This is a genomic window from Arthrobacter sp. 9V (genome assembly GCF_902506065.1).
Classification (GTDB): Bacteria; Actinomycetota; Actinomycetes; order Actinomycetales; family Micrococcaceae; genus Arthrobacter.
Genome location: NZ_LR732912.1, coordinates 3458538 through 3484179, shown reverse-complemented (window position 1 = coordinate 3484179; position 25642 = coordinate 3458538). Strand labels below are relative to the sequence as shown.

At 57.7% G+C, this 25642-nt stretch carries 23 protein-coding genes; 8 read left to right on the top strand and 15 right to left on the bottom strand.

Going from position 1 to position 25642, the window contains the following annotated elements; genetic code table 11:
* Window positions 1-214: 214 nt before the first annotated feature.
* The 7 genes from BACI9J_RS24395 to BACI9J_RS15900 form a co-directional block, all read right to left on the bottom strand.
* The gene (locus tag BACI9J_RS24395) at window positions 215-871 is read right to left on the bottom strand and encodes a hypothetical protein (RefSeq protein ID WP_236558721.1); all 657 of its coding nucleotides are present in this window, start codon (window positions 869-871) and stop codon (window positions 215-217) included.
* A gap of 4 nt (window positions 872-875) precedes the next feature.
* Window positions 876-3275, bottom strand: a complete 2400-nt coding sequence (locus BACI9J_RS24390; protein ID WP_236558720.1) for a DNA/RNA non-specific endonuclease — start codon at window positions 3273-3275, stop codon at window positions 876-878.
* Window positions 3276-3279: 4 nt separating this feature from the next.
* Window positions 3280-3651 carry a DUF6507 family protein gene (locus BACI9J_RS15920; RefSeq protein WP_159735233.1) on the bottom strand — a complete coding sequence of 124 codons (372 nt, stop codon included), beginning with the start codon at window positions 3649-3651 and terminating at the stop codon, window positions 3280-3282.
* Window positions 3652-3668: 17 nt separating this feature from the next.
* Window positions 3669-3974 carry a pore-forming ESAT-6 family protein gene (locus BACI9J_RS15915; protein WP_159735232.1) on the bottom strand — a complete coding sequence of 102 codons (306 nt, stop codon included), beginning with the start codon at window positions 3972-3974 and terminating at the stop codon, window positions 3669-3671.
* 4 nt (window positions 3975-3978) lie between these two features.
* Complete coding sequence (locus BACI9J_RS15910; RefSeq protein ID WP_159735231.1) at window positions 3979-4317, bottom strand: hypothetical protein; 339 nt, start codon at window positions 4315-4317, stop codon at window positions 3979-3981.
* Between the two features lie 404 nt (window positions 4318-4721).
* Window positions 4722-5129, bottom strand: a complete 408-nt coding sequence (locus tag BACI9J_RS15905) for an SRPBCC family protein (protein ID WP_159735230.1) — start codon at window positions 5127-5129, stop codon at window positions 4722-4724.
* Complete coding sequence (locus BACI9J_RS15900) at window positions 5122-5454, bottom strand: ArsR/SmtB family transcription factor (RefSeq protein ID WP_201296594.1); 333 nt, start codon at window positions 5452-5454, stop codon at window positions 5122-5124. Before BACI9J_RS15900 ends, BACI9J_RS15905 begins: the two co-directional genes overlap by 8 nt.
* A 258-nt stretch (window positions 5455-5712) precedes the next feature.
* On the opposite strand from BACI9J_RS15900, the gene BACI9J_RS15895 reads away from it, so the two are divergent.
* Window positions 5713-5907, top strand: a complete 195-nt coding sequence (locus BACI9J_RS15895) for a hypothetical protein (RefSeq protein WP_159735228.1) — start codon at window positions 5713-5715, stop codon at window positions 5905-5907.
* Window positions 5908-5954: 47 nt separating this feature from the next.
* Here BACI9J_RS15895 and BACI9J_RS15890 read toward each other — a convergent pair whose 3' ends face one another.
* Window positions 5955-6551, bottom strand: a complete 597-nt coding sequence (locus BACI9J_RS15890) for a hypothetical protein (RefSeq protein ID WP_159735227.1) — start codon at window positions 6549-6551, stop codon at window positions 5955-5957.
* A gap of 23 nt (window positions 6552-6574) precedes the next feature.
* Window positions 6575-7081 carry a MarR family winged helix-turn-helix transcriptional regulator gene (locus BACI9J_RS15885; RefSeq protein WP_236558719.1) on the bottom strand — a complete coding sequence of 169 codons (507 nt, stop codon included), beginning with the start codon at window positions 7079-7081 and terminating at the stop codon, window positions 6575-6577.
* 84 nt (window positions 7082-7165) lie between these two features.
* Here BACI9J_RS15885 and BACI9J_RS15880 point away from each other — a divergent pair, with 84 nt between their 5' ends.
* Complete coding sequence (locus tag BACI9J_RS15880) at window positions 7166-8113, top strand: EamA family transporter (RefSeq protein WP_159735226.1); 948 nt, start codon at window positions 7166-7168, stop codon at window positions 8111-8113.
* Window positions 8114-8163: 50 nt separating this feature from the next.
* On the opposite strand, the gene BACI9J_RS15875 is transcribed toward BACI9J_RS15880, so the two are convergent.
* From BACI9J_RS15875 to BACI9J_RS15860, 4 genes are all read right to left on the bottom strand, one after another.
* A complete protein-coding gene (locus BACI9J_RS15875; protein ID WP_159735225.1) occupies window positions 8164-8844 on the bottom strand; it encodes a DUF6308 family protein in 681 nt (226 codons plus the stop codon).
* Window positions 8845-8912: 68 nt separating this feature from the next.
* Window positions 8913-9803: an LEM-3-like GIY-YIG domain-containing protein gene (locus BACI9J_RS15870; RefSeq protein WP_159735224.1), complete on the bottom strand. Its 891-nt coding sequence runs from the start codon at window positions 9801-9803 to the stop codon at window positions 8913-8915.
* Window positions 9793-11409: an SIR2 family NAD-dependent protein deacylase gene (locus tag BACI9J_RS15865; protein WP_159735223.1), complete on the bottom strand. Its 1617-nt coding sequence runs from the start codon at window positions 11407-11409 to the stop codon at window positions 9793-9795. The genes BACI9J_RS15870 and BACI9J_RS15865 overlap by 11 nt, the downstream gene beginning before the upstream one ends.
* A gap of 49 nt (window positions 11410-11458) precedes the next feature.
* Window positions 11459-12034, bottom strand: coding sequence for a DUF7255 family protein (locus tag BACI9J_RS15860; protein ID WP_159735222.1), 576 nt, complete (start codon window positions 12032-12034; stop codon window positions 11459-11461).
* A gap of 194 nt (window positions 12035-12228) precedes the next feature.
* Between BACI9J_RS15860 and BACI9J_RS15855 the strand changes: the two genes are divergently transcribed.
* The 6 genes from BACI9J_RS15855 (at window position 12229) to BACI9J_RS24385 (ending at window position 24318) form a co-directional block, all read left to right on the top strand.
* Window positions 12229-14682, top strand: a complete 2454-nt coding sequence (locus BACI9J_RS15855; protein ID WP_159735221.1) for a hypothetical protein — start codon at window positions 12229-12231, stop codon at window positions 14680-14682.
* Complete coding sequence (locus BACI9J_RS15850) at window positions 14679-16094, top strand: hypothetical protein (RefSeq protein ID WP_159735220.1); 1416 nt, start codon at window positions 14679-14681, stop codon at window positions 16092-16094. Before BACI9J_RS15855 ends, BACI9J_RS15850 begins: the two co-directional genes overlap by 4 nt.
* Before the next feature lie 7 nt (window positions 16095-16101).
* The gene (locus tag BACI9J_RS15845; RefSeq protein WP_159735219.1) at window positions 16102-21630 is read left to right on the top strand and encodes an ATP-binding protein; all 5529 of its coding nucleotides are present in this window, start codon (window positions 16102-16104) and stop codon (window positions 21628-21630) included.
* A gap of 64 nt (window positions 21631-21694) precedes the next feature.
* Window positions 21695-23179, top strand: coding sequence for a DNA cytosine methyltransferase (locus BACI9J_RS15840; protein ID WP_159736503.1), 1485 nt, complete (start codon window positions 21695-21697; stop codon window positions 23177-23179).
* A 63-nt stretch (window positions 23180-23242) separates the two neighbouring features.
* On the top strand, window positions 23243-23647 hold the full coding sequence (locus BACI9J_RS15835; RefSeq protein ID WP_236558718.1) for a very short patch repair endonuclease: 405 nt from the start codon (window positions 23243-23245) through the stop codon (window positions 23645-23647).
* A 365-nt stretch (window positions 23648-24012) separates the two neighbouring features.
* Window positions 24013-24318, top strand: a complete 306-nt coding sequence (locus tag BACI9J_RS24385) for a hypothetical protein (RefSeq protein WP_236558717.1) — start codon at window positions 24013-24015, stop codon at window positions 24316-24318.
* Window positions 24319-24335: 17 nt separating this feature from the next.
* Here BACI9J_RS24385 and BACI9J_RS15825 read toward each other — a convergent pair whose 3' ends face one another.
* Both BACI9J_RS15825 and BACI9J_RS15820 read right to left on the bottom strand, forming a co-directional pair.
* Window positions 24336-25208 (bottom strand): SDR family NAD(P)-dependent oxidoreductase, encoded by an 873-nt coding sequence (locus BACI9J_RS15825; RefSeq protein WP_159735217.1) that lies wholly within the window; start codon window positions 25206-25208, stop codon window positions 24336-24338.
* 57 nt (window positions 25209-25265) lie between these two features.
* A complete protein-coding gene (locus tag BACI9J_RS15820; RefSeq protein WP_159735216.1) occupies window positions 25266-25625 on the bottom strand; it encodes a TfoX/Sxy family protein in 360 nt (119 codons plus the stop codon).
* Between the last annotated feature and the right edge of the window lie 17 nt (window positions 25626-25642).

Below are 25642 nucleotides of genomic sequence, written 5' to 3'. Positions count from 1 at the left end.
TGTCTACCCGGGTGACTGTGCCGGTGTCATCGGTGTGGAACTTCTCTATTGGCGTTTGTGGCCCCCGTCCGCGTCCTGCAGCTCGGTGCGCTGGAGGATGCGCACGCCGCGTCTTTCTCAGGATCTAAGGGCCGACGGCGGCGGCTAGGGCCGGAAGGTGGCAAGACTTCCGACTGGCTCCAGGGGCCCAGCACCGCTGACCGGTCTCGGTCGTCTATGCCCCGAACAGCTTCTTGCTGATTTTGGCGAAGACACCAGGCTCTAGCGAGGAGTCGATTACAGTTGGCTCAATCGAAAAGTCGGTTCCTCTGTCTGTGACCGGTCGGCGCCGGTTCTTCCAATCAACAGACCTGAACTCAGGGTTGTAGATCGGCGGAGTCACGCCTTCAGCCCGGAAGATATCCCACATCCATGCCGGGATGTTGTCGACAGTCCGCGGATAAGCATAGAGTTGCTCGGCCCATGAAGCTGCACCAGCAGGCTTACCTCCCGGGTACCATCCGCCATCCTTCATCCGCGGTAGGTGTTCTTCATCGAAGACGACCAGTCTCCCTGGTCTGTCCGGAAAGACGTGGACCTCGGCCGTGGTCCACGTTCCGGAGCCCGGGGAGTAGGAGAGAGCCCTGCACTCATGAAGCCAGTTGTTTAGCGCATCGTGAGAAAAGTCATCGTCAAAACTACGAGCCTTGTTTATCTTTCTGTCGCCCACAACCTTGTGTCCATACCCGAAGGTTCCCGAACCTTGATTGACCAAAACATGAACTACTTCGTCCATGCCATGTGCAAACCCCTCCGGATTGAAAGCTTCGTCAGCAAGCCTTTTAAGACCTTCAATTACGAAAATGTTGTCGTTAAGATCCACAGCAGTCACTTGTTCACCCTAGCTGCTTGTTTCGAAGGTTATTAAATTCCTTTGCAACAGAAAGCTCATCGTCAAAGGAGTACAGCAACTTGAGGACCTGCGGCATGCCCGGCTGTGACCCCGGCTCCAGTTTGATTTCCCACCGTAGATCTAACGGTGCGCCGTTCTGCAAGATCGTCTTGGCTTTCTTGATGACTTCCATCTCAGTGTCGTGGAAGTTGTTTGCCTCGTCGATTTCGTTGGGTGCGCCGGCTTTGCGGTTCTGCCATTCGTGTTGGGGGAAGAGGCCGCCGCGTTCGCCGATGAATCCGAAGAAGGATGGTCCTGCATGTCCGCCGTCGTAGCCTGGGCCGCCGAGCCAGCCGGCTTTGCGTTGCTGATAGCCGTTACGGTTCATGTCGCCGACCAACGTGGAGACGATGTGGCCCTTGGCTGATTCAAGGTGCCCGATGCTGTCCATCTTGAGCGTGAACGTGTTCTGCAACCCACCATCGACTTGGGCGACGACGTTGTAGGTGACGTTGGGCATGGGTTTGTTCAGTTCGGGGGACCACGCGCCTTTGACCCCTGCGTATGTGTCTACCCGGGTGACTGTGCCGGTGTCATCGGTGTAGTACTTCTCTATTGTGTTTTCCTTGAGCCCGCCGGTGCTGTCCCTCATCACGCTGCGATGTTCGATGATGTACTCGGTGTTTGGTTTGAGTGTGGTGCGCGCCGCGAAGTTCTCTTTGCGGTGGATCGGGAAGGCGCTGTCGCCGTGCCGATGGACCACAGTGTTGGTGACGTTGTCCGGTTTCGGGAAGCGGTCGGCCATGGTCATGGCGACGGGAGGTACGGACGTGTCGCCCGCAGAGGCCTTGGACGGCGTGAAGGCCGGTGGATTGTTCTGGCGGATACCGGCGGCGGTGTTGTCGAGCCGGTCGGGAAAGCCAGTGTCGATGCTGGTGTGGGCCATGACGCCACTGGGGTGCGGGACCAACGAGCCGGGGATGGTTGCCTCTGCTGCGCGGACTCCGCCAGCCAGGCGTTCAAGCTCGTTGGCCGCCACGTGTTTGGCGCCGGTTATGGTTTCCAGGGTTGCCGCTTTGACGCCGCCGACCGCGGTCCAGGCCGCGTGGCGGGCCTGGGCTGTGGTGTTGACAACCTTGGCCGTGGTGTTCGGCATGAGGATGTCAGAGACCTTCAACGCGAGCGAGCCGGGTTTGGCCAGGAACACTCCGGCGGTGTTGAGGCCATTCGCTGTGGTGCCGAGCATGGCCGAGAGATTCCCGAGGCTTGTTCTCTGCACTGTGGCAACGCTGAGCCGTTCGGCCAGGGACCCGGCTTTGCTGGCCAACGCCCCGGATTTTACGGCCGCACTGGCACCGTAGGAAGCGGCGATGCCGGCGAGGTTGAACACTGTGGCGCCGGCGGCCCAGTTGGCGTTCGTGTCGGCCTCATCGGCGTGGATGAACGCCGGGCCCATGGATCCGAACAGGTCCAAAGCCTTCTGGACGTCCGGGGCTTCGCGTTGCTTGCGTTCTTCGTCCCAGAGGGACAAAGGCGTCATGGCCAGTGTGCTGAGCGCCCCTACGGTGGCGCCTAGCCCGGCCCATGCCTGTTGTTTCTTGAGGTCGTTGTCGCTGATGCCGGTGATTGTGATGACGCCGTCGATGAGTTCGATGGCGCCGGCACCGAACCCCTGTAAGAGCCCCAGGGTCCCGTTCGGGCGGTAGGGGACGGTTGCTTTGCCCCAGGGTTGTTCCTCTTGAGGGTGTTCTATTCCTAGGAGTGTCCCGGCGTTCCAGAGGGCCTCGTCCACCGGGTTCCCGGACTTCAGGTCAGGACCGGTAGGACGCGAGGCGTAGTACATTTCACCTCCGGAGACAGACGACAGCGCGCCTGCGCACTCGTTCTGCGCGGCGAGATAGTCGTCATGAATGGCTTTGACTTCGGCGGCGAGCGTGTCGTGCCGGGCGGTGAGGTCGGCTTCGCCGGACCAATGCTGATTCACGCGGGTCGTGATCACTTCGTCTTTGACGACGCTGACTTTTTCCACTGACGTCGGAAAGGCGCCGATGTCAGCGTTTAGTGCATGGACCTTCCGGGCGTAGGCCTCGAGGCGTAGCTTCAAGTCCCGGCATGTGGAGGAAAAGGTCGCCAAGGCAGCAGACGTGGACACCGCTGTGCCCTGCACGCGTTGCGCTGAGGGCATGATGGTGCCGAACGCGGCGAGCACGGTGGGGGACTCATCCGAGGAGTATGACGAGTCCAAACCGCGCCAGATCGCAGTCGAGGTCGCTACGCCGGAGAGGAAGTCATCGGCGTGCTGTCTCAGCGACTTTGCCGCAGCGTCCAGGGCATCAACGTCGGGCAGTGCGAACCCGCCGGTGGGATTCAATCCGCAGGGGCCAACGTTCGAACTATCTGACATGTCCTTAGTCCCTCAAGATCTTCGCGGGGCCGCCATGGGAGGCAGCAACGGCGTGGTGATGCACCTGGCCGGCGCTCCGTTGTGCCGCAGTGGCCATGGTCAGGTCACCTTGCTGGTAGAAGTTCAGGGCTTGGGCGGTGGAGGTGATGACGTTTTCCGAGCGGCTCACCACCTCATTGGCGGACGGTGTAAGTCCGAGGACCACTACGTCGTTCAGCGCTGCGAGGACCACGGCCGCGTCTCCCGGAAGGGCGGCAGCGGCCTGTTCCAACGCCTTGCCCATGCCTTCAAGGGAGGGCTGGACGCCCTCAATTTGTGCCGCGGTTGCTTTGATGGTGGAAGACGCGGCGGCCACGTCTATGTTCCAGACAGCCATGAGTGAGAGCTGCCGGGTTAGCCGATGCTCTGCACGGCGTTGCGGGCAGAGGTCGCGGCGGTGGTGGCGGTGTCGTCGTTGGTGGCCAGGGTGGTGCGGACCAGGGCGATGATGGCTTTGACTTCGTCGGCTGCTGCGGTCCAGCGGGTTTCGACTGCCTGGTATTCGGTGTCGACGCCGTCGGCGCGGAAGTCTGCCATGGCCTGGTTGACGTCGGCTTGGCGGGCGGCGATGAGGGTTTCGAGGTGCGCGGCGAGGGCTTGGATGTCGGATTGGACCTGGGCAGAGACGTTGGTGTCGTAGGCGATGCGGTTGGTGGTCATGGTGTTATGCCCGTCCTTGGAATCGTGCGGCGTCGAAGTTCGCGGCGCCTTCTGAGCGCCGTGCGTTATCCGATGCGGACTGGTCGCCTTGGGTGAAGGCGGTGTTCATGCCGGATTGGCCGGTCACGATCGCGGCGAGGGCGGTGTTCAGCTCGGAGGCGACGAGGTCGGAGCGGTTTTTGAAGGAGTCGAACGCGGCTTTGCCCGCGCCGCTGAATTTTCCTTCGAGCGGGGTCACGGCGTCCACGAAGCGCCGGACTAGGGCGCCGAGGTCCTGGTGGGACGCGTCGGTTTGTTTGCTCAGGTGCCCGAGTGTTTCGGCGCCCATGTCAAAGATGGCCATTGGTTCCCCCAAAGGTAGATGGTTGTGCTGGAGCACTTTAACAGCATGCTGAACACGGCTTGTTATGTCCAGTCGATGCACTAACAAGAAACAAAGTCTCCTGTGACGGCTTAGTCACAAACCAAAAGAGGTTTACGGAACGAAGCCCCACAGGCTTCACCTTGCACCACCGCAGGGGACACCTAGGGTCGGAAAGGCCCGTCTAGGTACCGTTTCGAGGCCTTCTAGGTACTGAAAACACCAAAAATGAGTGCTCCCCACCACCACCTAGGTGCTCCGGCGCGCATGTAGGACCTTACTTTGGCATCGCCCCGCGAACCCGCACGTCCGTGCGGCAGCCAGCCAGCCGCCGTCGTGCGTTAACTGGAAGCACGACGGCGGAGGGTGACTTTGGTGCCGGCCGCTTAGCTGACGCTGATCAACACTTGGTCGATGCGGGCGAGGAGGCCGGGCCAGCCGTTGCCCATGCCGTGGAGGGCTTGCTGTCCCATGGGGGTGTCGAGGTTGAAGCCTGCATGTTCGAAGTGAAGGACTGTGCCGTTTTCTGTGCTCCGGAGGGTCCACGTGATGGTGGTGTCCAGGACGCCTTGGGCGAAAGCGAAGCTGATGGAGGTGTCCGGATCTACCGTGAGAACTTCGCATTGCTGCTGTCCCCAGCCGCCCATGTCCATGGTGAAGCGGTGGCCGACCTCTGGTGCGATGTCTCCGGGCGCCCACCAGCGGGCGAGGAGATTGGGCGTGGTCAACGCAGCCCATACGGCCTCTTTGGGGTGCGGGAAGGTTCGTTCGAGGCGGATTGCGTTCTTAGTCATGAGTGTTTTCCTGTTCAGTAGATTGGCCGTCCAGTAGGTCGGCCAGGGCGTCGAGCCGCTGGTTCCAATATTGTTCGTAGTCCTTCAGCCAGGTGCTGACTTCCTGGAGTGGTGCTGCTTGGAGGTGGTAAATCCTGTGCCGGCCCTGCCGTTCCTCGCTGACCAAGCCCGCGTCTTTGAGAACCGATAGGTGTTCCGATGCGCTGGAACGGCTGAGCTCCAGGCGCCCAGTGAGCTCGCCCGCCGTCAAAGGTCCTCCCCTGAGGCTGTGGAGGATGGTGCGCCGCGAAGGGTTTGCGAGGGCGCCGAAGATGTCGGGAAGCACGTGATGATGATATGTCGGAAATTTCCGAAATGACAAGTTATTTCGGGTGCGGGCGACACCTAGACGGGGCTGGCGGCCACTCATTTTGGGGCTTTTCAGCACCTATTTCTGTTCGAACAGCACCTAGTTTGGCGGTTTTCGGCACCTAGGCGGGGGTCTGCGGACCCAGGCTGTGCGAGGCGAGAACATTCTTCAGCTAGGAGCAATCATGATCCGGAAGCGCATCAGTGATGTTTTTTCTGAGCGGCAGGAGGAGTTATGAACAAGGTTCCGCATCCTCTGCAAGTGGCTGCGTTCTTCGCTCTGGCGATTGTGTTCGCCACCTGGCAGCCGTTCGTGTGGTGGCGTGCAGCAGCTGCGTTTCTCATGCTGGGGTTTGACTGCTACGGCGTTTATGTGTTGCGGCGGAGCAAGCATAAGCAGCACAGCCAGGAGCCTAGCGAGCTCGAGTGACGGGGAGTTGACGATGGCCTGTGGACTGACGTCTGCAGGCCATCTCTCTATTCCTGGGTGTCTTTCTCCGGGTGAAAGCGATCCAGAAAATCAGCAGCTTGATCGGACCCGGCGACGAACCCGAAGTCGTGTTTTCCGTTGTCCGGCCGGACCTCACGCACCAGTTTCAGCGCGGTGGAGGGTGTAAGCAGGGTTTTCGCGATCCCACTCTGCGTATCAAAGGTGAAGGACCCAAAGATTGTCGAGTCCAGGCGGTGCCTGAGCAGGAGTGTTGTGTCCGAGCCGTGTACTTCGGAAGCAACCGGGTGATAGTCGTCCAGGTGTCGACCCCAGATGGGTAGGGAAAGAGGGAAGGAAAGCTGGACGGCTTCAGGAAAAGCAAATGGGATGCGCTCAATGGAGAGGCCGTAGGGATCATCTACGCCGTCGGTCTGGATGATCAGTCTTCGGGGGTCGAAAGTCCGGGTGCGTCCGTCCGGCAATTCTTTCGCAGTCCACATGAATGCCCTCGGATGCACCGAGATGGCATAGCTCATCTGATGATTGCGGCCTTGGCAGAAGGCTGTGCCGTTATAGGCGCTGGCCTGTCCACCGCCCAGCGCCTTTCCGATTGCGATCGCCAGCTGCTCAGAGGAAGTGTCCACGCCTCATCCTTGCACGTGCCCGCTTAGGAGGGTTCGCCGTCGTCGTTTGTCAGCAGGAACTTGCGCAAGAGGTTGGCGAGTTGTGTCCGCTCGGTCTTGGAGAGTCCTTCGAGCATCTTGTGCTGGTTCTCCACATGGTGCTCCACCACCTCATCCACCAGGGCGAGTCCCTCGGCCGTGAGGCTGATCAGCAGTTGCCGGCGGTTGTCTGGGTTGGTCTCACGATGAACCAGCCCGCGGTTGACGAGTCGGTCCACGCGGTTGGTCATGGCTGCGGAACCGATCATGGTCAGGCTGGCTAGCCGGCCCGGCGTCAGCGGGGCCTCAGCTGCCGAGCGGCGGAGCGTTGCCAGGACGTCGAACTCCCAGGGCTCCAGCCCGAACTGGTTCATGAATTTCTGCACGTCCAATGACGCTAGGCGGCTAGCCCTATTCAGCCGGCCCAGAACGCCCATGGAACTGACGTCCAGGTCGGGGCGCTGGTGATTCCACTGCTCAAGAATCATGTCTACTGCGTCGCGGTCCATCATCCTCCAATGCTTGACCTCAAACAGTACAGCACCTACATTGTCTTACATCAAATAGTTTGACATCGAAATGTATGGAAGTGAACAATGTCCGCTTTGAAGACGGCTGCTAAGCCGATCGGTTCCGGCCTAACGAAGGCGTCTCCTCGAGACCTCTTCATCACTGCACTCGCGCCCATGGTGTGGGGATCCACCTATCTGGTGACCACCGAGTTTCTCCCCGCCGACCGGCCGCTCCTGGCCGCAACCGTGCGGGCCCTGCCGGCGGGCATCGTACTGATGCTTGTCACGCGAACGTGGCCGCGGGGAAGTTGGTGGTTCAAAGCCGCGGCGCTGGGCGCGCTCAACATCGGGCTGTTCTTCTTCCTCTTGTTCTTCACCGCATACCAACTGCCGGGTGGACTGGCAGCGTTGGTTGGGTCGATTCAGCCACTGTTCGTGCTCTTCCTTGGGGTGTTGCTGCTGGGGGAGAGGATCCGCCTTATGCACGTGGTTGCCTGCGCGGTGGGGGCGGCGGGTGTTGGCTTGCTCGTCCTGCGATCCGACGCGTCGCTGACTTTTGTTGGTGTGCTCGCCGGGATGGCCGGTGCGCTGAGCATGGCGGCGGGGATTGTGCTCACCAAACGCTGGGGAAGGCCCGACGGCGTGGGGCTGCTTGGGTTTACCGGCCTGCAGTTAGCGATGGGTGGCGTAATGCTGCTGCCTGTGACGTTGGTTGTTGAGGGGCTGCCGGGGACGGTTACTTTGCCTAACCTGGCGGGCTTCGCTTACTTGAGCGTTATTGGCGCACTGGGCGCTTACGCGGTGTGGTTCCGAGGGATTCAACGGCTGCCGACGATGGTGGTGTCGTTCCTGGGATTCCTGAGCCCGCTCGTTGCAACGCTGCTGGGGTTCGTGTTCCTGGGGGAGTCGTTGTCGGGGTGGCAGATTGCGGGTGCGGTGCTGGTGCTGGGGGCGGTGGGTTTGGTGCAGGGGGCAGCCAGCCATGGGCCCGGGAGGCTGGTCGGCAGGCCGCCCAAGGTCACCAGCGGGTGACCGTAGACTTGCAGGGCGTCATACCCATGCGTGCGCAGGGATCCGAGGTCTCATCCAGAGGCTTTCCCGAGACTTGTGATCCGATTTTTGCCGTACATCCAAAGTACGACGTCCATGGTGCGGAGATCCGATATCTCGTGATCGATTGCCGCTTTCTCGCGAATCAACCTAAGCCGCTCGGGTAGTCCGGAACCATTGGTAAGAACGGAGTGCCAGGTGTCCCATTGGCCGTCGCAAGTTCTATGGCCCATGAGCGGTCCAACGACCGAGTCGAATATAGGGATGAGCCGTGGGCGTTTTCTCGCCATGATCTTGCTGGCTGTCGTGGGTCCGATGCCCCAACGGTAAGTGTCGCTGCCGCGCAGGAGACGCCAAAGTTGATTCGCCGGACTTTGTGGTCCCAGCACCTTGGCGTACTCGTGGGCGGGAACAGCGGCGAGATCCAAGTCCGTCGGGATCTGTTTCAGGAGTTGCGAAACCTCATTGGCACGAGCTTCCAATAGCCCGATTGCGGCCCTTGCCGTTACTTGTACGGACAAGAAGGAAACCGCGAGGAGGTCATCCGCTGTGATTTCGTGCGCCACATCCTTCTTGTCACCTCCACCTGCCCAATCGTCGAATCGGCTCCCGGTCTGCGGGAGGTCGTTACGGTAAAGCTTCGTGTAATACTCGCTGACGAGAGCAGCAGCTTCGTCTACGCGCTGAGACAAGAGAATTTCCGGCAAAACCATGGTCGAATCCTTAGTTTGCGTTGTTTGTAAGCTTTGCGGACAGCAGAAAGGCTCGATGGTCGCGCTGTTCAGCTTTCCTGCTGCTTGGGCCAGTAGGTAAAGGCGCTGATGTCGCCACGCTTTTTTGGGGGCGTCCGGTAGCCGTACCTTCCCACGATCTGGTCGTGCAACGGTCCGCTCAAAACAGGGTCAACGCTGAACCCACGGCGACCCGTTTCGGCGTCCAACTCCCAACTGCCCGGTCGGATTTGAAATAGGCCTCGAGTTACTCCTCGGTGGACGGCCACCACGTGTTTGACCCCCAGCCTCTCTACGGCTTTCGGATCTATACGCCACCATGCTCTCACCGCGTCACCAAGTTCGGTTGCGATTAGCGACTTATCGGAGGCGCTCAGCCATTCAGTTCGGAAACCGTAACCAGCGCGAGTTCCACCGTCAGGTAAAGGTTCCTCCAGATCTACCCACGGCTTTAGCGTAATAAGAAGAAGCGGAGGAGTCTGAGAAGCGAGCAGAGGAGCGCCGAATTCCGCCACTATATTAGCCAGTTTTTCTATTCCATGGCCCTTCGAAGATTCGCGCCGCTCGTTGGTCAACTGGTTGATATTTGCCAGCGGATGCAAGCCTGGTGCCGGCTGGACCAAGAATGTCGATAAGAGGTCTATGGCCGCTGCCTCCACCTGTGTGTACTCCGCGCCCATGCCATGTCGCAGTATCCAGATGTCTGGCTCGAATCCTGCCGCACGAATTTCCTGGATGGTTCGGATCTTGCGAGAATGCTCAACTGCCGATTCGTCCTCGGACGAGGACAATGCTTCGGCTTCGAGCCCATGATCGGCCACACGAGTCCGAGAACCTTTGCCCACGTAGAAGGGTACTGACGTTCTTGGGTCCAGGAGCATGTACACGTAGTTGCCCAAGTGCTCGGCTACCTGTTCCAAGATCTTCGGGTCAATTTTCATGATCTGCGCTGTCTGTGTAAACCGCATCGGGGACGTATCCCAAATTTTTGAGCGTCTTGCTGATGACACCCCACACTTCCGCGGTGGCCGGTGTTGATTGCTGTCTTGCAAGTGCCAACAGATGCTGACGCAGTTCAAACTCGTCCGCGCTGAGTCCTCGTGTATAGGCGGGAGCAAGCAGGTACGAGTGGTCGTCGGCCGCGTATGCAGCTGTCATGTCCAGGAAGATTTCCATGTCGCGGCCGGCCTCTTGGATGGCTGCGTCCCGTTCGTCCTTGCTTATCGTCCCCTTGGGGAACGGTCCGGCCATGGGGAGGATGTCGAGCTTGCCGGACCAAACCAGTCGTTGGTGAGGCTCGTCAAACAGGCTGAGAACTGTGCCCATCTGCTGCCTTTCCGGGTCGTGGCTCGGCAGGGCCCTTCGCACGTCGTGAACGATCTCGTGAAAATGGTCATCAGCAAGGCCAAAACTGACGAACAGCAAGTGATGCGTCAGTAAGTGTGCTTTTACCAGAGCGGACAAGGCTGCGCGATTGCTGTTGAAGCCGAGGTAGTCGTCTCGGGTTAGTACGATTGTGTCCGGCTTGCTGACTGAGCCATGAAGTTTCAACAACCACTCGCCGCCGACGCTTGGACCATTCTCCGGTAATACAGTTCGCGGTTGTTGAGCGTCCGCGCAGGCCATCTCGAAGAGACGATCGTAGTTGAGTGTGATAGTGCCAGTTGACGGCAAGGTTGCCAAGAGAGCCGGTGCTAGTCCATAACGAGGTAAATCGACGACGGCGGCCACCGCCTTTTCGAATTCCGCCCGGGAACCACGCTGATCGACGTACATCTGCTCGAGGACGCTGGCGTGGTCCAGGGGACCGAGCCTGTCAAAGTCTACGTTCGAGGCGTCCGCCAGGTCGATGCCATCGCGTAGGCGCTCCAGCAGTTGACCCCAAGTAGGTGCACCCGCGCTAACACTAATGCCGGCCCCCAAGAAGGGCACGATGTGGCCAGCCTTCGCTTTGCCGCCGAGGGTGACGGCCTTGGCCTGAAGCTGCGCATCCAATGGTCTCCATCCGCTCCCGGCGGCATGCGCTTCACGGCGAAGTTTTTGGGCGAGAGAGAAAGCGGCCCGATCTTGGAGAACCAGAACGATGTCCACTGAATAGCGCTCGCTCAGGTCTGAGGCGCAATCGAGGATGTCTCGCAGTGTAGCGCCAAGATGTCGTCCGGCACCACCACCAGCAGTACCAAAAAACGGCATTGCCAGCAGAGGGTACGGCCTGTGCGAAGTTGGCCCTCGAAGAATGTCTTTCGCGGCTTTGACAAATGCTTCTATTCGTTCGGCTACGACCTGTGGTCCCCAAACCATGTTGTTGGGAACCGCAGTGAGTACCGGGAGAGGCGATGTTTGATCCCAGTCCTTCATAGCTTGGGCGAAGAGGCGCCCCGCGCGGAAGTCGACTCCACATGACGCCGCCGCAAGTTGTTGCAGGTCTTCGTGGGCACCGAGCCAATGACGGCTAATGGTTAGAAAGGAGTCCGTGGGAAGGAGCCAGGCGTCGCATTCCAGGTTCAGAATGTCCGCCATCGTGACGAAAACATGAGGCATGGTCATGGGGCGGCGTCATCCGAAGCTTTGGGTCTGAACTGGGCAAGTTTGAGTTTTATGCAAGGGCATTGAGGAGCCGCTCGAGGTTACGCTCGAAGGCGGCTTTGCCATTGCCATCCGGTGCGGGGATGCGAATCAGGGGTGGGTGCCCCATGGCGGTCGTAGCCAGATCGCGCAATGCATCGTAATAGGCGCGTTGTCTTTGCCTTCCACCAACGCCAAAGGCTGCGGCGGACTTTGCACGTCTGTACTTATCTGCTGATTGCGAGTGGCGTCTACACAGTGACGAATATTCCTTCACGTCAAATCCCAGCGGCACGTCAGGGTAAAAGCTGAAGGTATGCAGCCGAAAGCTGGTGAAATGCTGCGCCTCGTCGACTTCGATGAGCGTTCCAGTGCTTTCATGCATGAAGTCGCCAGGGAGTGGAGTCGTTCGTTTGACGGACTGTTCTGCAGGATTGCCACCAAGTGATGCAAAGATTCTCTCCAACGGAACTGCAACATTAGAAGCGGTATCGGGAAGGCCAAAGTGGCCTTGTTGATTCAGCCACGGCTTCTTGTAACGGACGAGTCGAATACCGTGTGCAAGTGCAGCCTCAACAAACGCATTTTCGCAATCCCCAACTGGCATGGGCTCATCATAGCCCCCCGGGTCTCGACCAGAGTCACCACTAGGGGCCGACAAAAGGCTGCAAGGTTCGTGTCTATCACCACGCTGTACATCATGTTCGCTGGGATCAGGAAGGCGTCCCCCCGATGCTTCACGTATTGCTGGCCGTTCGAGTCTTACCCAATCAAAGCCCTTAGGCCAGGTATCTTGGCAGTGTGGGGGAACAGAGACCGTGGAATGAAGACGAGACAAACGCGCTGTTGGAGGCATACTTTGAAATGCTGGATAGTGAGAGGCGCGGTCTAGCCTACTCAAAGATCGCTCATAATCGGCACCTGCAATCGTTGACGGGTCGCAGTAAAGGCTCAATTGAGTTTAAATTCTGCAACATCAGCCATGTTTTGGCCGAGATCGACCACCCGTTCGTCGTTGGATATAAGCCACGGAGCCATGTGCAAGAAGCGCTGCGAGTAGCAGTTATGAGACAGCTCAACACAAGAGACTCGTTGATCGGTTCGTGGGATACTCAGCCGAAGTCCCTGATGCAATCTCCAACCGATGCTCCCAAACCGGCCGCCGCCTCCAACGAAAGAGGACCGTTGTTTGAACCGACCGCACCTGTCATGCAGGACGACGCTATATGGCACCGTCTCGCAGGTCTGTGGGACCGCGCGACGGGGGGAACCGATGTCGCGGCGCGACCCGATCATCCCGTTGATTCAATTTGGCCGTCTGCTCTCCGTCCTGCCGGAGTCGAGGAGGCATGCAACTGGCTGAAAGCCGGCATCGCAGCCGGGGAACCGGCCCGATTCCTGTTCCTAGTAGGCGGGCCTGGAGCGGGAAAATCCCATGCCACAGCCCACGTCGTCGAGGGCCTACATGCGGAGAACGAGCATGACGAGGGTCTGGCCCATCGAGTTTATGAATATAAAGGGACTAGGAGTGATGTCGTTGTCATCAACGATGCCACCATCAGTCTGGAGACGTCCAACGCTGCCCCGCTGATATCCGATATCAATGGAGCCGTAGACGATGTAGGACCACTGCCAACATCACGCCCACTTAATTTGATGGCTTGCGTCAACAGAGGTGTGCTCGTGGAGGAGATGGCTGATTCCAGATCTCGGGAGTCTCAGGACTGGACCGCCGGCGACGTGTTGGTTCGCTGGCTCTATGGCTCTGTTGCCAAGGGGCCGGACGAGTCCGTCTGGCGCCTCTCGCGTCAGGCGGGCCGCGATTTCGTCAAATCGGCCCAACTCAGTCATTTAGGGAACCCTGTCGCCAACATCCTCGCGGTGTTCGTTGATGAGTGCTCTTTGTTTGAAGAGCGTCCAGCAATAACTATAGGTGCGGATTCGCGAGTATCTGCCGAAGACTATCGAATTGTTCCTCTGGCTCGTCGCCGAGAGATAAGGGACGTGCTGTCGCCAGCGGCAGACTTGCTTACCAACGTCCTGACGGTACTCCAAATCCCGGACGTCGATGCTCGTGATGAGTACTCAACCATGCTTGTAAATCCAGTCATAGCAAACCTACATTCACTGCGCTCCCCCCAGATCAGGACAGGTTTGTTGACTCTGGCGCGGAGTGCCGAGTTAATGTCGGCAACCCGCATGACCTATCGCGAACTCTGGGGGTTTCTTACGAGGGCTTTGGTAGGCGATGCCCCGATACGCATGGCGAGAGGCAATCTTCGCGAATTCATCGTTGCAAACCAGCCTGTGGGACAAAGCGCCGAAGATGATTTCCAACGAATGCAACGACTGTCGGGGCTCCGTTTTAACCAAAGCATATTTGGAGCAGGCGAGTGGGCATCCGCGTCTGAAGGTTCAACGCGTGATCCAGTCTTGAAGCTATTAGTGCCTGCTGACCCAGTAACTGACGCGGTCCCCGGTTCTGATCCTGACAGTCCCGATGAAGGCTGGGCAACGCCAGTCTCTGATGCATTCAGTGTGCATGCATCAGATGGAACTCCCCTGCAAAGCCTCTTGGAGTCATTGCCCAATAATTCACCGATGCGCGACATTGTTACCGACTTTGACAAGCGCTTGGACGAGGCCTTCTCTAAACTAATGCAACAAGCCCATTTGAAGGACGATAAACGACTGGACGCAACTGGCTGGTATGGTGCCTACTTGACACGTCTCTATGCCGTATCTCACGGAATCAGTGCTTTTAGGCGCGAGATCGAGATGCTAATTACTACTTGGGTTCAATCTCCGCATTTGCCTGACGGCCTGAAATCCCCGTTGAGGACTTTGCTTCGGCCTAAACGAAATCCTAATGCGTCTGGATCATCTATTCTTCCGCTGTTTGACAGCCGAACCGAGCCAATCACCGGTAGAGTTAGCATTCCTAAACTGGCCGTCCGCGTGAAGGAGCCTGAACTGACAACTGACCGTGCAGGACAAGGCGAACAAGTTCTACTTACGATTCGAACAGATGGAACCAGGATGAGCAGCGTTTCGCTGGATTTTCCATTGATCAGGGAGGCTTTAGCATGCGTCGATGATTTCATTGGTGTGACGGATTTGATCGATGTGACCGCTCCGAGGCTTGAACGTGTCCGCGCATCGCGGCTACTGTCGGCCCATCTCCTGGGGGCCGAATTCTGTCTGGCAGATGGCGATCAAGAGGTCCAGTTGACCCAGCAGGAGCAACCTCGATGACCAGAGTCGCCGCCGCACATCAGCTCCTTCTCCCATTTAACAGGCCTGAGTACTTTTCAGTGCCAGAGGCACTGATATCGGCTCTAGCCTGGCGGGCCTATGAATCGGTACGCAACGAGGAGTCGGAAAAGCCGATTGGCTTAATGTATAAAGCGCAACCGAAAGAAACTTTGTATCTCTCGCTTCGCCCGACCAAGCCGGAAGACGATGCTGCTGAAACTCTCGGCAGGCAGCTGAGGCATCGGGGCATAAGTACGACCGCGTCCGATAGATTGCTTGGAGATGCGGTCTCATCTAGCGTGGCTGGAATTCGAATTGAGAAAACAGGAAATCAGCCTTCCAGCCCCATGACGCCGGCCCTAGCGCTAATGCAGAACCCGCGTGGTGTGCTCGTGAAGCAAGGACCACCGGACTTTGGTGCCATAATTGAAAGCCTATTTACGGTTGGTCATCCGCCCGGAGGCCCGTCCGCGTCAGCGACTGAACTCTGGTTACGGGCTTCGGACGCGCGACTTGCGCTGGACCCTTTGCTTAGCGCCATAGATTCCTCCATGATGTCGACGGTCTTTCAAGACGGATTCCGAAGACGCAGTTCATTTCCGATTGCGGAGGACAGCGTTGACTGGTGCGGGCTGTATCCAGAAACGCCCTATGAATGGTTTGCTAAGTCTTGGCGGGCCCTTACCTCTGATGAATGGGTCGGGGCGCTGCCTGCTCGTGTGTGGGTCGACTGGGCAACCACGGTATTGCGACTGGCAATGGGGCTCGGATTTCTTTGGGAATACGCCTGGTATGAGGCTCTGGGCGCTGCGATCGTTCAGAACGCTATTCCCGATACGCTTGAGGAACTTCGAGGGACGGTTAGGTCCCCTTTGCCATGGCAGTCGAGCCGCTCCTCGGTCTCCGTCAGAGACGTTGGCGCCACCATAAAAGGACGTATTTCAAGAGGGGAAAGTATCCGAAAGGTCCTCAAGGAACGCATCAAAGACTTGGATGGAAATCCAGATGCGATCGCATTTCTACGGTCAGCTGCCCAAAGTGACTTCAGATCATCCCTTGCTGCAGAGATTGCTGGAAAAAAGGATGCCGGCAAACTTGTTTGGGAAACCGTAAAATACGGTCTTCAGGTGAGGGAGTCAAGCGGCCCGTTCACGGATTACTACGGCATTCTTAAAACGCGCGGTCGGCGATATCTTGTCATAGATCCCGGTACCGAGTGGATAGCGGTGGTTGCCAGTCTCGCATGTGGTTCTCCGGGAACACAATGCAATGTCGGAGACGTCTTGCGTGACCTTACCATTCTTGGAATGCGCCCCGAGCTTGGGGACTTAGTGTCCTTGCTCGAACGTGCAGGAATGGCGCGTGGCAGCGCCGACGCCGATCACGCGGTAATAGTTGAGAGTGCTTTCTAGGAGAATCATGGCATCTAGTTCTTTGGGCAAAGTTTTGGGTCGCGTACTTGCGAGAACCAGTGGGCTCGGCCACGTCCATTTGCCAGAGGGAATTGCCAGCCATACGGCAGAAGAGATCGTTCGATCAGCTAACCAAGCCAAGAGACTAAATCCGCCTTTTGCCCTCTTGGTCACTAATGGTCCGGAATCACTTCAGGATGTTGACTGCCCACGCGTGAGTCCTGCCCGAACTATTCAATACCGTCAGGGTGATCATTTGGCCGTAGTCCACGGACGACAGCCAGACCTATCATCTTTCGTCCAGGTGTTCCGAGAAATATTTGGACAGAGCTTTCCTGAGCAGGCAGAAGGCGCCGTTTCCCTGCACGAAATTTCAAATGAGATAGTGCAGGAAGTTTGTGAGCAATTCAGTGTGGTCGGCTTGAGCTCGCAACAAAAAGCGAGATGTTCTGATACCGTTCTCGGTATTCTAGCAACGCTTTCAACCATTCACTCGCGCGCCGGTGATACCGGACGAAGCTGGAATTCTGCTTGGTTTGCGCACGTTGATTATGGGCTCTCCAACATTCCTAAGATACTAGGCGGATTGCGCGCGGCTGCGACCCACTTAGAATTAACGGAAGCTTTGGACAAGTATGCCTATGCATGCTTTGCGCTGCCGACCCCGAAGCCTGGAGTTGCGAGGTCCTTCATATTGTCGGATGCGGGTGCGCTAGGCCTAATGGATGCCCTCATGGAATCCTGGAGTGACGAAGACGCATTCCGCATGAGCGTCGCACAACTTCCCACACGGCAGGAAGTGAAGGAGACTGGAGGCGAACATGCGCTTTCCGAATTCGACCTCGATGGCTTTGACGACGCAGTGAGCCGCGAGGGAAACGCTTGGTTGGGCCTAGTCGATACAGTTGGGGCATCGCCTGAAAACATAGAACGATTCTCGGCTTTAACAGAAGAGCAGTTCAGAAGCCCTGCCCGCGATGATGAAACCTTGACGTTTGACATTAGCCTGGAAGGGGGACGGTCTCTGGCGCTGGATCCCGATCTTCCGGAGAGCCCTTTCCTCATCCCGCTCGTGTCAGATGGTTCAGCTGGAGGGCGTCAACTTCAGTCTGAGTTACTCACGGTTCGGATTCCTACCCTTGACCGTCTGCACCCAGACGAGGCTAGGGAATCTGGACTTACGATCCTTTGTCAGCCTGCCAACGTAGCTGACTGGGTCGGAACCGTAGAAGTTGCCGGAGACGGTGAACTTATTGCGATTGGACGGTTTATTAGACCCCGAGGGAATGGTCGTAGCGCGGCGCCTTTCCGTTTGGTCACGCTAAAGGTCGTTTTGCCAAGTGGTGACCCTCTAGCGACTCGAGTCAGGAATGATCTAACGGCCAAGGCTTACGTGTTTTCGGGGATGCAAACGTTCTTAGCCGCAGCTCCTTTCAAAAAGAGAGGGGGGCTCGGAAAGATAACGTACCTCGGGCAAATGGAATGGACACCGGTGCCCGCTATTGATGTCAGCGAGCTGGAGTTTGCGGAGGAATTGCCAGAAGTGTCTGGCGGCTATCAGGCTCTACTGTGGTGTCCCAACGCTATGGCGTTGCCACTTCTGGATGGAGTGGCTCTAAGAGCTCACCCGATTCTGCAAGATCTGTTTGCCCTGCGCTTCGCCCCAACTGGGGAGAATGAGTTCGTAGCGAACAGTTTTACTTTCCGTGTTCGGCCAGTAGCTGCAGGTGGTGGCCATCAGTCCGCCCTATTGGCTGCGGCCGTCAAGCAGCAAGTGGTGCCAGACCGCCCTAAACCGGCGACGGAAGGGTCGGTTCGGGGACAAGCCGAGGCCTTCTACGCAAGCCGTCTCGTTGTGGGAGACACCTCGATTGTCCAGGCTTTGGGCCACATAATGATGCCCAGCAATGAATCAATGAGAATAGAGGACTCCCGACCCCAGGATCATGGTGCTTTCATGATGCCCGATGCTGCCCGAAGGGCACTCGACAGCGTCAGCTATTTCAAAGTCGACGAACACTTCGTTCGCGGGACAGAAGCGGAGAGATTCCGCGCGGCATTTCGATCTTTGCGGGTTGAGGAACTTCTTATCCGTCAAGATGTCCGTGGTGAAGGGGTGGAATTCGAATGGCCCTCACGGACTTCGTGGCGCAGTCTCTGGGGCGATCCAGCCTTGAGCGAGTACTTGGACGCATACGGCGACCTGCTTGTTGCCGCTCGTGCCACTGGTAGGGACGAGAATGTCTTTTGGGCTGCTTACCCGATGTCGGTCAGTGCATGGGACGTCAAGGGCGACAACGGATGCCAAGCTGTGTTGCTGAGCCCACTGCATCCGATACGGTTGGCCTGGCTGGCCGGCGCGGAACATTCGCTGTTTGAAGCGGAAAATTCTGTGGAACATGCTGGCTCTGTTGAAGGATGGAACCTACCTCTAGTGGGACCCGGCGAATCAGTTGCCGGCCGGATGTTGGCCGTTCCCGCTGACTCAGGTGAAGATCAGATCTTTCTCGGTTGGTCCATGATGCTTCCTGCGGCTAAATCGCGGCCGAAGAGGCTGGCCCCGCCCGACAGAATCGGAAACGCAGTCACACCTGGGGCAGCCGTTAGCGGCCTTAACGCCACAGCGGTGGATGCTGCCCTAAGATCCTTTCGGCGTATGCATCCACACATTTCGACCCTAACCGTGGATTTGCATGCGCTAGATCGCCAGAATCGGTTGACTGAAATAGATGATTCGGTTCTCGCCTTAGCAGAGGAATGGGGGAGTGCCAAGACCGGACGACTCATTGGTGGCGTAAGGGTACTTGATTCCGTTCGACGTGAAGGGCCTGTTCCTAGAGACGCGGTTACGAAGCTCGTGCGGGATAACCGCGACATGCTTTTGACGTGGTCAAGATACGCACCCCAAAGCGAGGCGAAGGTATGGTGCAACATCCGTCTGCTGCAGGACTCCGGAACAATAGTCCGGGTTGACAGCGGTGGAGGGAGTCACGGGGTCTTGGGAGAAGTGCCACTTCGGCGCTTTGAAAGTAGCCTTAATAGGCTGAGCGATAGGCGAAGCAGCCTTAGCCAACCCGCGATTCCAAGCACGGTGGGATGGGGCTCGTTTAGCAGGGCACTTGAAGCCTGCGAGACCGGAGACTCAGCGCCACTGATCGAAGCTGCGATGATGCGTCGGGACGTGGCCGATACTACCGCCGATTGGACAGTCATGGGCGAGTCTTTCCTAAGCCCGGCGATCATGGCTGAGCTTATGGACGCCCACAGCGAGGGCGCACGCATGCTGTGGGAATGGCGACCGCCAGTCTTCGAGCGGTCGCCTGATGTCCCGTTTATGGAACGACGTCCCTTTGTCTCCATTGCCAAAGTGCCTGATTCCTTTGGCCAGCAGTTGGAGAGGCTTTTGGCTAAAGCCACAGGCAGGGAAGATATCGCCCAACTCAAGCGTCGGGTTATGTCGAGTTTAGGCAGTAGGGGAGTAGGTCTGTCATCCCTACTATCGATGGGCGGAACGCATGTTGCGGGCGCCGTGGGCTTCTATTTGACGTTTGGGCTCTTCGACAAGGCGGTGTCGGATGGTTCTAATAGGTTTGTCGTTCCGATTGACGCTGCTGATTACTTCCTGCGGACTCTCTCGGGACAGGCCAACCATGGACAGCACCAGCGTCGCGCGGACTTGCTGTTCATTGAGATGAGGGATGATGAGCTCATTCTCTGTCCCGTCGAGATAAAGTGCTATGGGCTCAAGGGCGACTCGATCGGATCAAGACTGCCTGCCCAGGGGGCGTCTGCACTTGATGAGCCGCTGGAGCAGCTGGCGGCTAGTGCGCGGCTGCTGCAGAACATTGAGTTCAGGGCAGCAGAGGTTGCCGGGGCTGACAGGGTTATCTGGATGAACAGTTTGGCCACCCTAGTCGAGACCGCTGCGAGGCTTAGTAGCACAGTTGATTCACCAGTGGACTTCGCTCGTCGCCTGTCTTCGTTGGTTGACGGGCGAATGGCAGTCCGTCTGGGTAAGCCTCTGCTTACGTACTTGCAACACGGTTCCACAACCTCCGGGGGACAACACTTCTATGCGGGAGAAGTGGGCACGGCCGATGCTCCCGTCCGTGGGCTCATAGCAGATACAGCCAAGGTATTTGAGGCTCTGGAGGGTCCTGAGGCGTCCGTCGTTCATGCATGGAGAGAGCTCGTGGATTGGGCGGTGGAGGAACCAAATGAAGAAGGAATTTTAGCTAGTAGAACAGCTCCCGAAGTGCTGCGTCAGGACTTTGACGAAAGCGCTGACGGTTCATCCGGGGTTCAAAACCAGCACGACTATACTCCTGAATCTTTGCCGCTGACGGGCGTTCGGAGCCAGCTTCCCTCAGTTCCTCCGGTAAACGCGGTGGCCAGTAAAGTCTCTGGTATCTCAGGAGACGGTATTCGAATCAATGTTGGCAATCTCCTGGGGTCAATCGGACAAGCTCCGGTTGATTTCTGGCCAAGTAACACAAAGCTAAATCAAATGAATGTCGGCATCGTTGGAGACCTTGGCACCGGCAAAACTGAGCTTGTAAAGGCTTTGATCTCACAGATTCGTGAACAGGCGGCAGAAAAGCAGCCATTCATTCCTACTTCGATGTTGATTTTTGATTATAAAGGAGATTTTCAGAAAGAGGAGTTTGTGAGTCGAATTGGTGCAGTTGTTCTGGAACCACACGAGATTCCCCTGAATGTATTCATGCCCGTTACGGGCGAACACTCACGGCTTCCGTATCAGCAAGCGGCAGCCTTCGTCGATGTCCTCAGAAAGATATACCGAGGTGTCGGTCCGGTTCAATCTAGTCTCCTTAACGAAGCAGTTCGAAATCTCTACGATAGGAATGACAACAGGCCGCCCACACTCGCCGAAGTTAGGGCCGAGTATTTAGAAAAGTCGGGTAATCCTGACTCCGTCTCTTCCATTCTTGACAGCTTTGTCCTAAGTCAGATATTTAGCTCTGACAGGTCTAAGTTGATGCCATTTGGAGAGCTTTTGAACGGCAGAGTCGTTGTGGTTGCTCTTGATCGCCTCGGGCCAGATCAGAGCGCCAAGAACGCCTTAGTTGCCCTGTTCTTGAATCTCTACTACGACAACATGCTGAGGTCCGATCGGCCGCCATTTCAGGGTACGGAGCCGCAGCTCCGTTTTCTAAAGTCATTTTTGCTGGTCGACGAGGCTGTCAACATCATGCGTTATGACTTCCAGGTTCTGATGGACTTGATGCTGCAGGGGCGGCAATTTGGGTACGGAGTAATGTTGGCCTCTCAGTACCTGTCTCATTTCAAAGAGGGCCGCGAGAATTTTGGACAACCCTTGAGAACTTGGTTTATCCACAAAGTGCCATCAGTTAACGCGCGGGAGCTCGCGAGTCTGGGGCTTCCAGATCTAGCACAGGATGTGCCTAGGCGTATCCCCGAACTGCGCCAGCACGAGGTGCTGTATAAGTCGCTAGGCTACGACGAGGGCCGATTCGTGCGAGTAAAGCCCTACTACGAGCGATACGGACTTTGACCTGCAACCAGTCTTGGGCCCGCAACCAAGGATCGCGGTCGGGCTCTGGCACAATGTATCAGTGATGAAGTTCGTTGACCTGTTCTCGGGTTGTGGTGGTCTCTCGTTAGGCATGGAGCGCGCGGGGGGTGAGCTCGTCGCGGCCGTTGAGAAGTCTGACATGGCTGCCCGCACTTTCTTCCATAACTATGTCGACGATGTATCTGATCTGCGTGTATGGCAGCAGTACTTGCAGCGAAGCCTTCGGCGTCAATTTGAAGGCAAGGTAATTGTGAGTGAGCTTGCCAACGTCCTGGAGGATGATGATCTAGTCCGGAGATTCCGGGAAGACGATCTGGATGCCGTCGTCGGCGGACCACCGTGTCAGGGATTTTCTCTTGCCGGTCGACGGCGTAAGGACGATTTGCGAAATCGATTGGCATGGGAATATCTAGACTTCGTTGAGCGGACTTCTCCAAAGACTGTCGTAATTGAGAACGTTGTAGGTATGAGCCAGAGCTTTGTTAAGGGGGAAGAGTCATCCTTCTCCCAATTGCAGACTGCTCTAACTCGAATCGGCTCTGGCTACGAAGTTCAGGCAGTTCGCGTGAATGCCGTGCACTACGGCGCGCCTCAGTTCCGTCCTCGGCTGATGCTCATTGCTCTTCGCAAGGACCTCGCTCGAAAGCTCCAGATCGAAGCAAGTCCCGGCATCTGGAAGTCCGACTTCGCGGATCTCGTGAATTTCGTTCCTGAACTTGCACCTGAGCCCACGACGGCCTCGACTCAGGCCTTTACAGTCCGTGATGCCATCGCGGATCTCCCTGGGTGGCAGGGCACACACCGCGGTCGAAATGCAGAATACTTGGAAGCCCTACGACAGGCAGATGCGGCCGTGCGTCCCAAATCCAGCGGGTACTCAGCCGGACCTCCGAACCAGACTTCGCGTCGACATACAGACGTGGTCGTCACGAGATTCTCTTTCTACCGGATGATGGTGAGCCACGGAATTGATCAACGACTCCTTACGCAGATGAGCGGATTGGGCACGGAAGACCAGCGAACCCTGGCCAAACATGCTCTTGCTGGAGTTAAGCCGCCCCTCGAGCTGCAGAGCTCGATTAGACCGTACGGCACGCGGACCATCAGTTCGTTGGACGAACTGGTGGATCTCGCGGTGGAACTCGTCACCCGGAAGCACAGTCAGAAGGTCCTTCAGGCCAGCGCGCCTAGCCGGACCGTGGTCACTCTTCCCGACGATTACGTTCATCCGATGCAATCGAGGATTTTCACTGTCCGAGAGTTAGCCCGATTCCAGGGCTTCCCCGATACATTTGAGTTTCTCGGGAGGGAGACGACTGGTGCACATCGGCGGAAGCTGGAGGTTCCGCAGTACACGCAGGTGGGCAATGCGGTCTCGCCGTGGCAGTCCCACGCCGTAGCCAAACTACTTGGAGAAATTCTGGAGCGGCATCGGTTGTCTGTAGATATGGAACGCTTTGGATCTGACCATCAGGCGCGCGGCTCCCTTCCGTCGGAGTCCCGGGTGAAGGCGTCAACCAAACTCTGAAACAAATCGTTCAAAGACGCGACTCACCCGGCTTGGTTTTATTATTGATCAATGGTGGACTTCATGAGCCCCGAGCAGCGAAGTGCTCACATGGCGAAAATTCGAAGCAAGAACACCAAGCCGGAGCTCGTGCTGCGGAGCCTTCTGCACGGCGAAGGGTTTCGCTACCGGCTTCATGGGCGTCAATTACCTGGCAAGCCTGACCTGGTGTTTCAATCGCGAAAGAAGGTCATCTTCGTAAATGGCTGTTTTTGGCATGGTCATGATTGCCATGTCGGAAAGCGTCTGCCTAAATCCAATACGGAGTTCTGGCAAGCTAAGCGGCTTCGAAATCAGGAGAGAGATCGCGAGCAGAGGCTCGAACTCGTCGCTTCAAACTGGAGCTATCTCGATGTCTGGGAGTGCGAAATTTTGGCTGACGCAAATCTCTTGAAGCGGGTGACTGGTTTCTTGCGGAGCGAGGCTTGAGCCTCGTCGGCCGCTGACAAACGTATTGGACTGACAAAGTATCGCTGGGTCAATTGGCTCGGCTGAACAGGCGACGGGTGTTTCGAGCTTGTCTCGATTATTCAAGAAGGACTTTCCTAGCGCCTCTGTCCTCCGTCAAGTACGTGTCGCTGGTGTTGGCTGGCTCTGCAATTCCGCGCCGGTCGTAACTGGGAAACGATGCCGATTCGGCCGTTGCTGAGGAGGTAATAAATCCGAATTGCAACCTGCTCAAGGCCACTTGCTCCCCACACCCCTTGCCTGCACGATGTTGCTTGGGCTCGCGCCCATAAGCCATTTGGTACTTCCGGCAAATACGTTCGATTACGTGGACTCTACTGGCTTTTGTGTTGGATCTGCTGACGATTTCCTCGCTGATCAGCTTCGGCGCCCTGGTCGCGTTCTCCGTGGTCAACCTCGCCGTGATCAAGCACTACTACTTCGGCCAAAAGGCCCGGGGAGCTCGCGGCGTGATCCACAACCTCGTGCTGCCGGGCATCGGTTTTGTGCTGACGATCTGGCTGTGGACCAGCCTGAGTGGCTTGTCGTTCACCTTCGGGTTGATCTGGGTTGGTGTGGGATTGGCCTACCTGGCATTCCTCACTCGAGGGTTCCGGAAGCCTGCGCCTCAGCTGGACCTGAAGGAAGCGTAGGCCCCCGGGGCGGAAGCTCACAGGATCTTCGCCAGCCGGGTGCATGCCTCCCACAACCTTTTCCGCGCGGCCGGGTCCGATCCCATGCCCGGCGTCGGCAGTTCCTTGCGCTTGGACCAGAGCTTGCCGGACACCGCCGCAGTCTCCGGTGAGGTTGCCAGCCAGACGGGCGTATCGGCCGCTTCCTCTGCGGGCTTCCCCAAGGTGTTTGTCAGCCAGCGGAATGGTCCGCCAACGTCCTGCAGCAGCCCCGTGTTCTTAACCAGGCCCGGGTGCACGGCGTTCACAACGACGTTCGAGCCCCGAAGGCGTTCCGCGAACTCCTGCGTCAACAGAACCCGGCCGAGCATGGTGGGTGGGGTTGCGCGCATGTAGCTGTATTTGCGCTTGGCGGTCTGGAGGTCTTCGAAGTCGATCTTGGTGACCGACGGTCCACCCGAATACTTCGACGCAATATTGACCACCCTCGACGTCCAGGCATCGTCCGCGCTTGCGCCGCGTTTCAGCGAATCCTGGAGCAGGCTCGTGAGTAGGAAATAACCCATGACGTTGGTGGCGAAGGTGACTTCAAGGCCCTCCGGGGTCACCTGGCGCTCCTTGCGGAATACGCCGGCAGCGTTGACCAGCACGTGGAGCTTTTGGTGACGGGAATGGAACTCCTCCACTGCCGACCGGATTGAGGCCTGGCTCGAGAGATCACAGGCAAGCGGCTCCAGCGCCGCGTTGGGGACCACAGCCTGGATGCCGCGGATTGCGTCTTCTGCCCGCGCTTCCGAACGGCCAACCACGACGACGGTCCCTCCTTCGCGGGCCAGTTCAGTGGCGATGGCCTTGCCAAGGCCGCCCGTAGCGCCGGTCACGAAGGCTATTCGTCCATTCATTGATGCCATAGCAGGATCACAGCACTTCCCAGCACGTTTGGCGAGGGCTTTGGGGCGAAGGGTTCCCTATTTCTTGGGCTCCTTCGGCGCTTTGGGCGGCATCTCGGCCACGTTCTCGAAGGCCTTGGCCACCCATTCCGCAGTTTGCCCGGCGTCGTCCTGCCACGCCTCGGGAAGGCCGACATAAGCGCCCATAGGCCGTTCTTCAGGGCCAAAGGGCTGAGTCTGATGATTTGCCTCCAATTCCTGCTGGTCAACTTCGGAGAGCTTGACGCCGATGGTGGGACCAAACAAGCCCGCGAACATGTTGCCATTGACGAAAGCGCCGAGGTTCCCGAACATCGGCTTGACCACCACGTCCGGGCTGTCGGGGACTGACGAGCGGAATCGTTCCTTGTCAGCCTCTGATGGCTTGGGCATTTGCATTTATTCGTCCTCCTGGG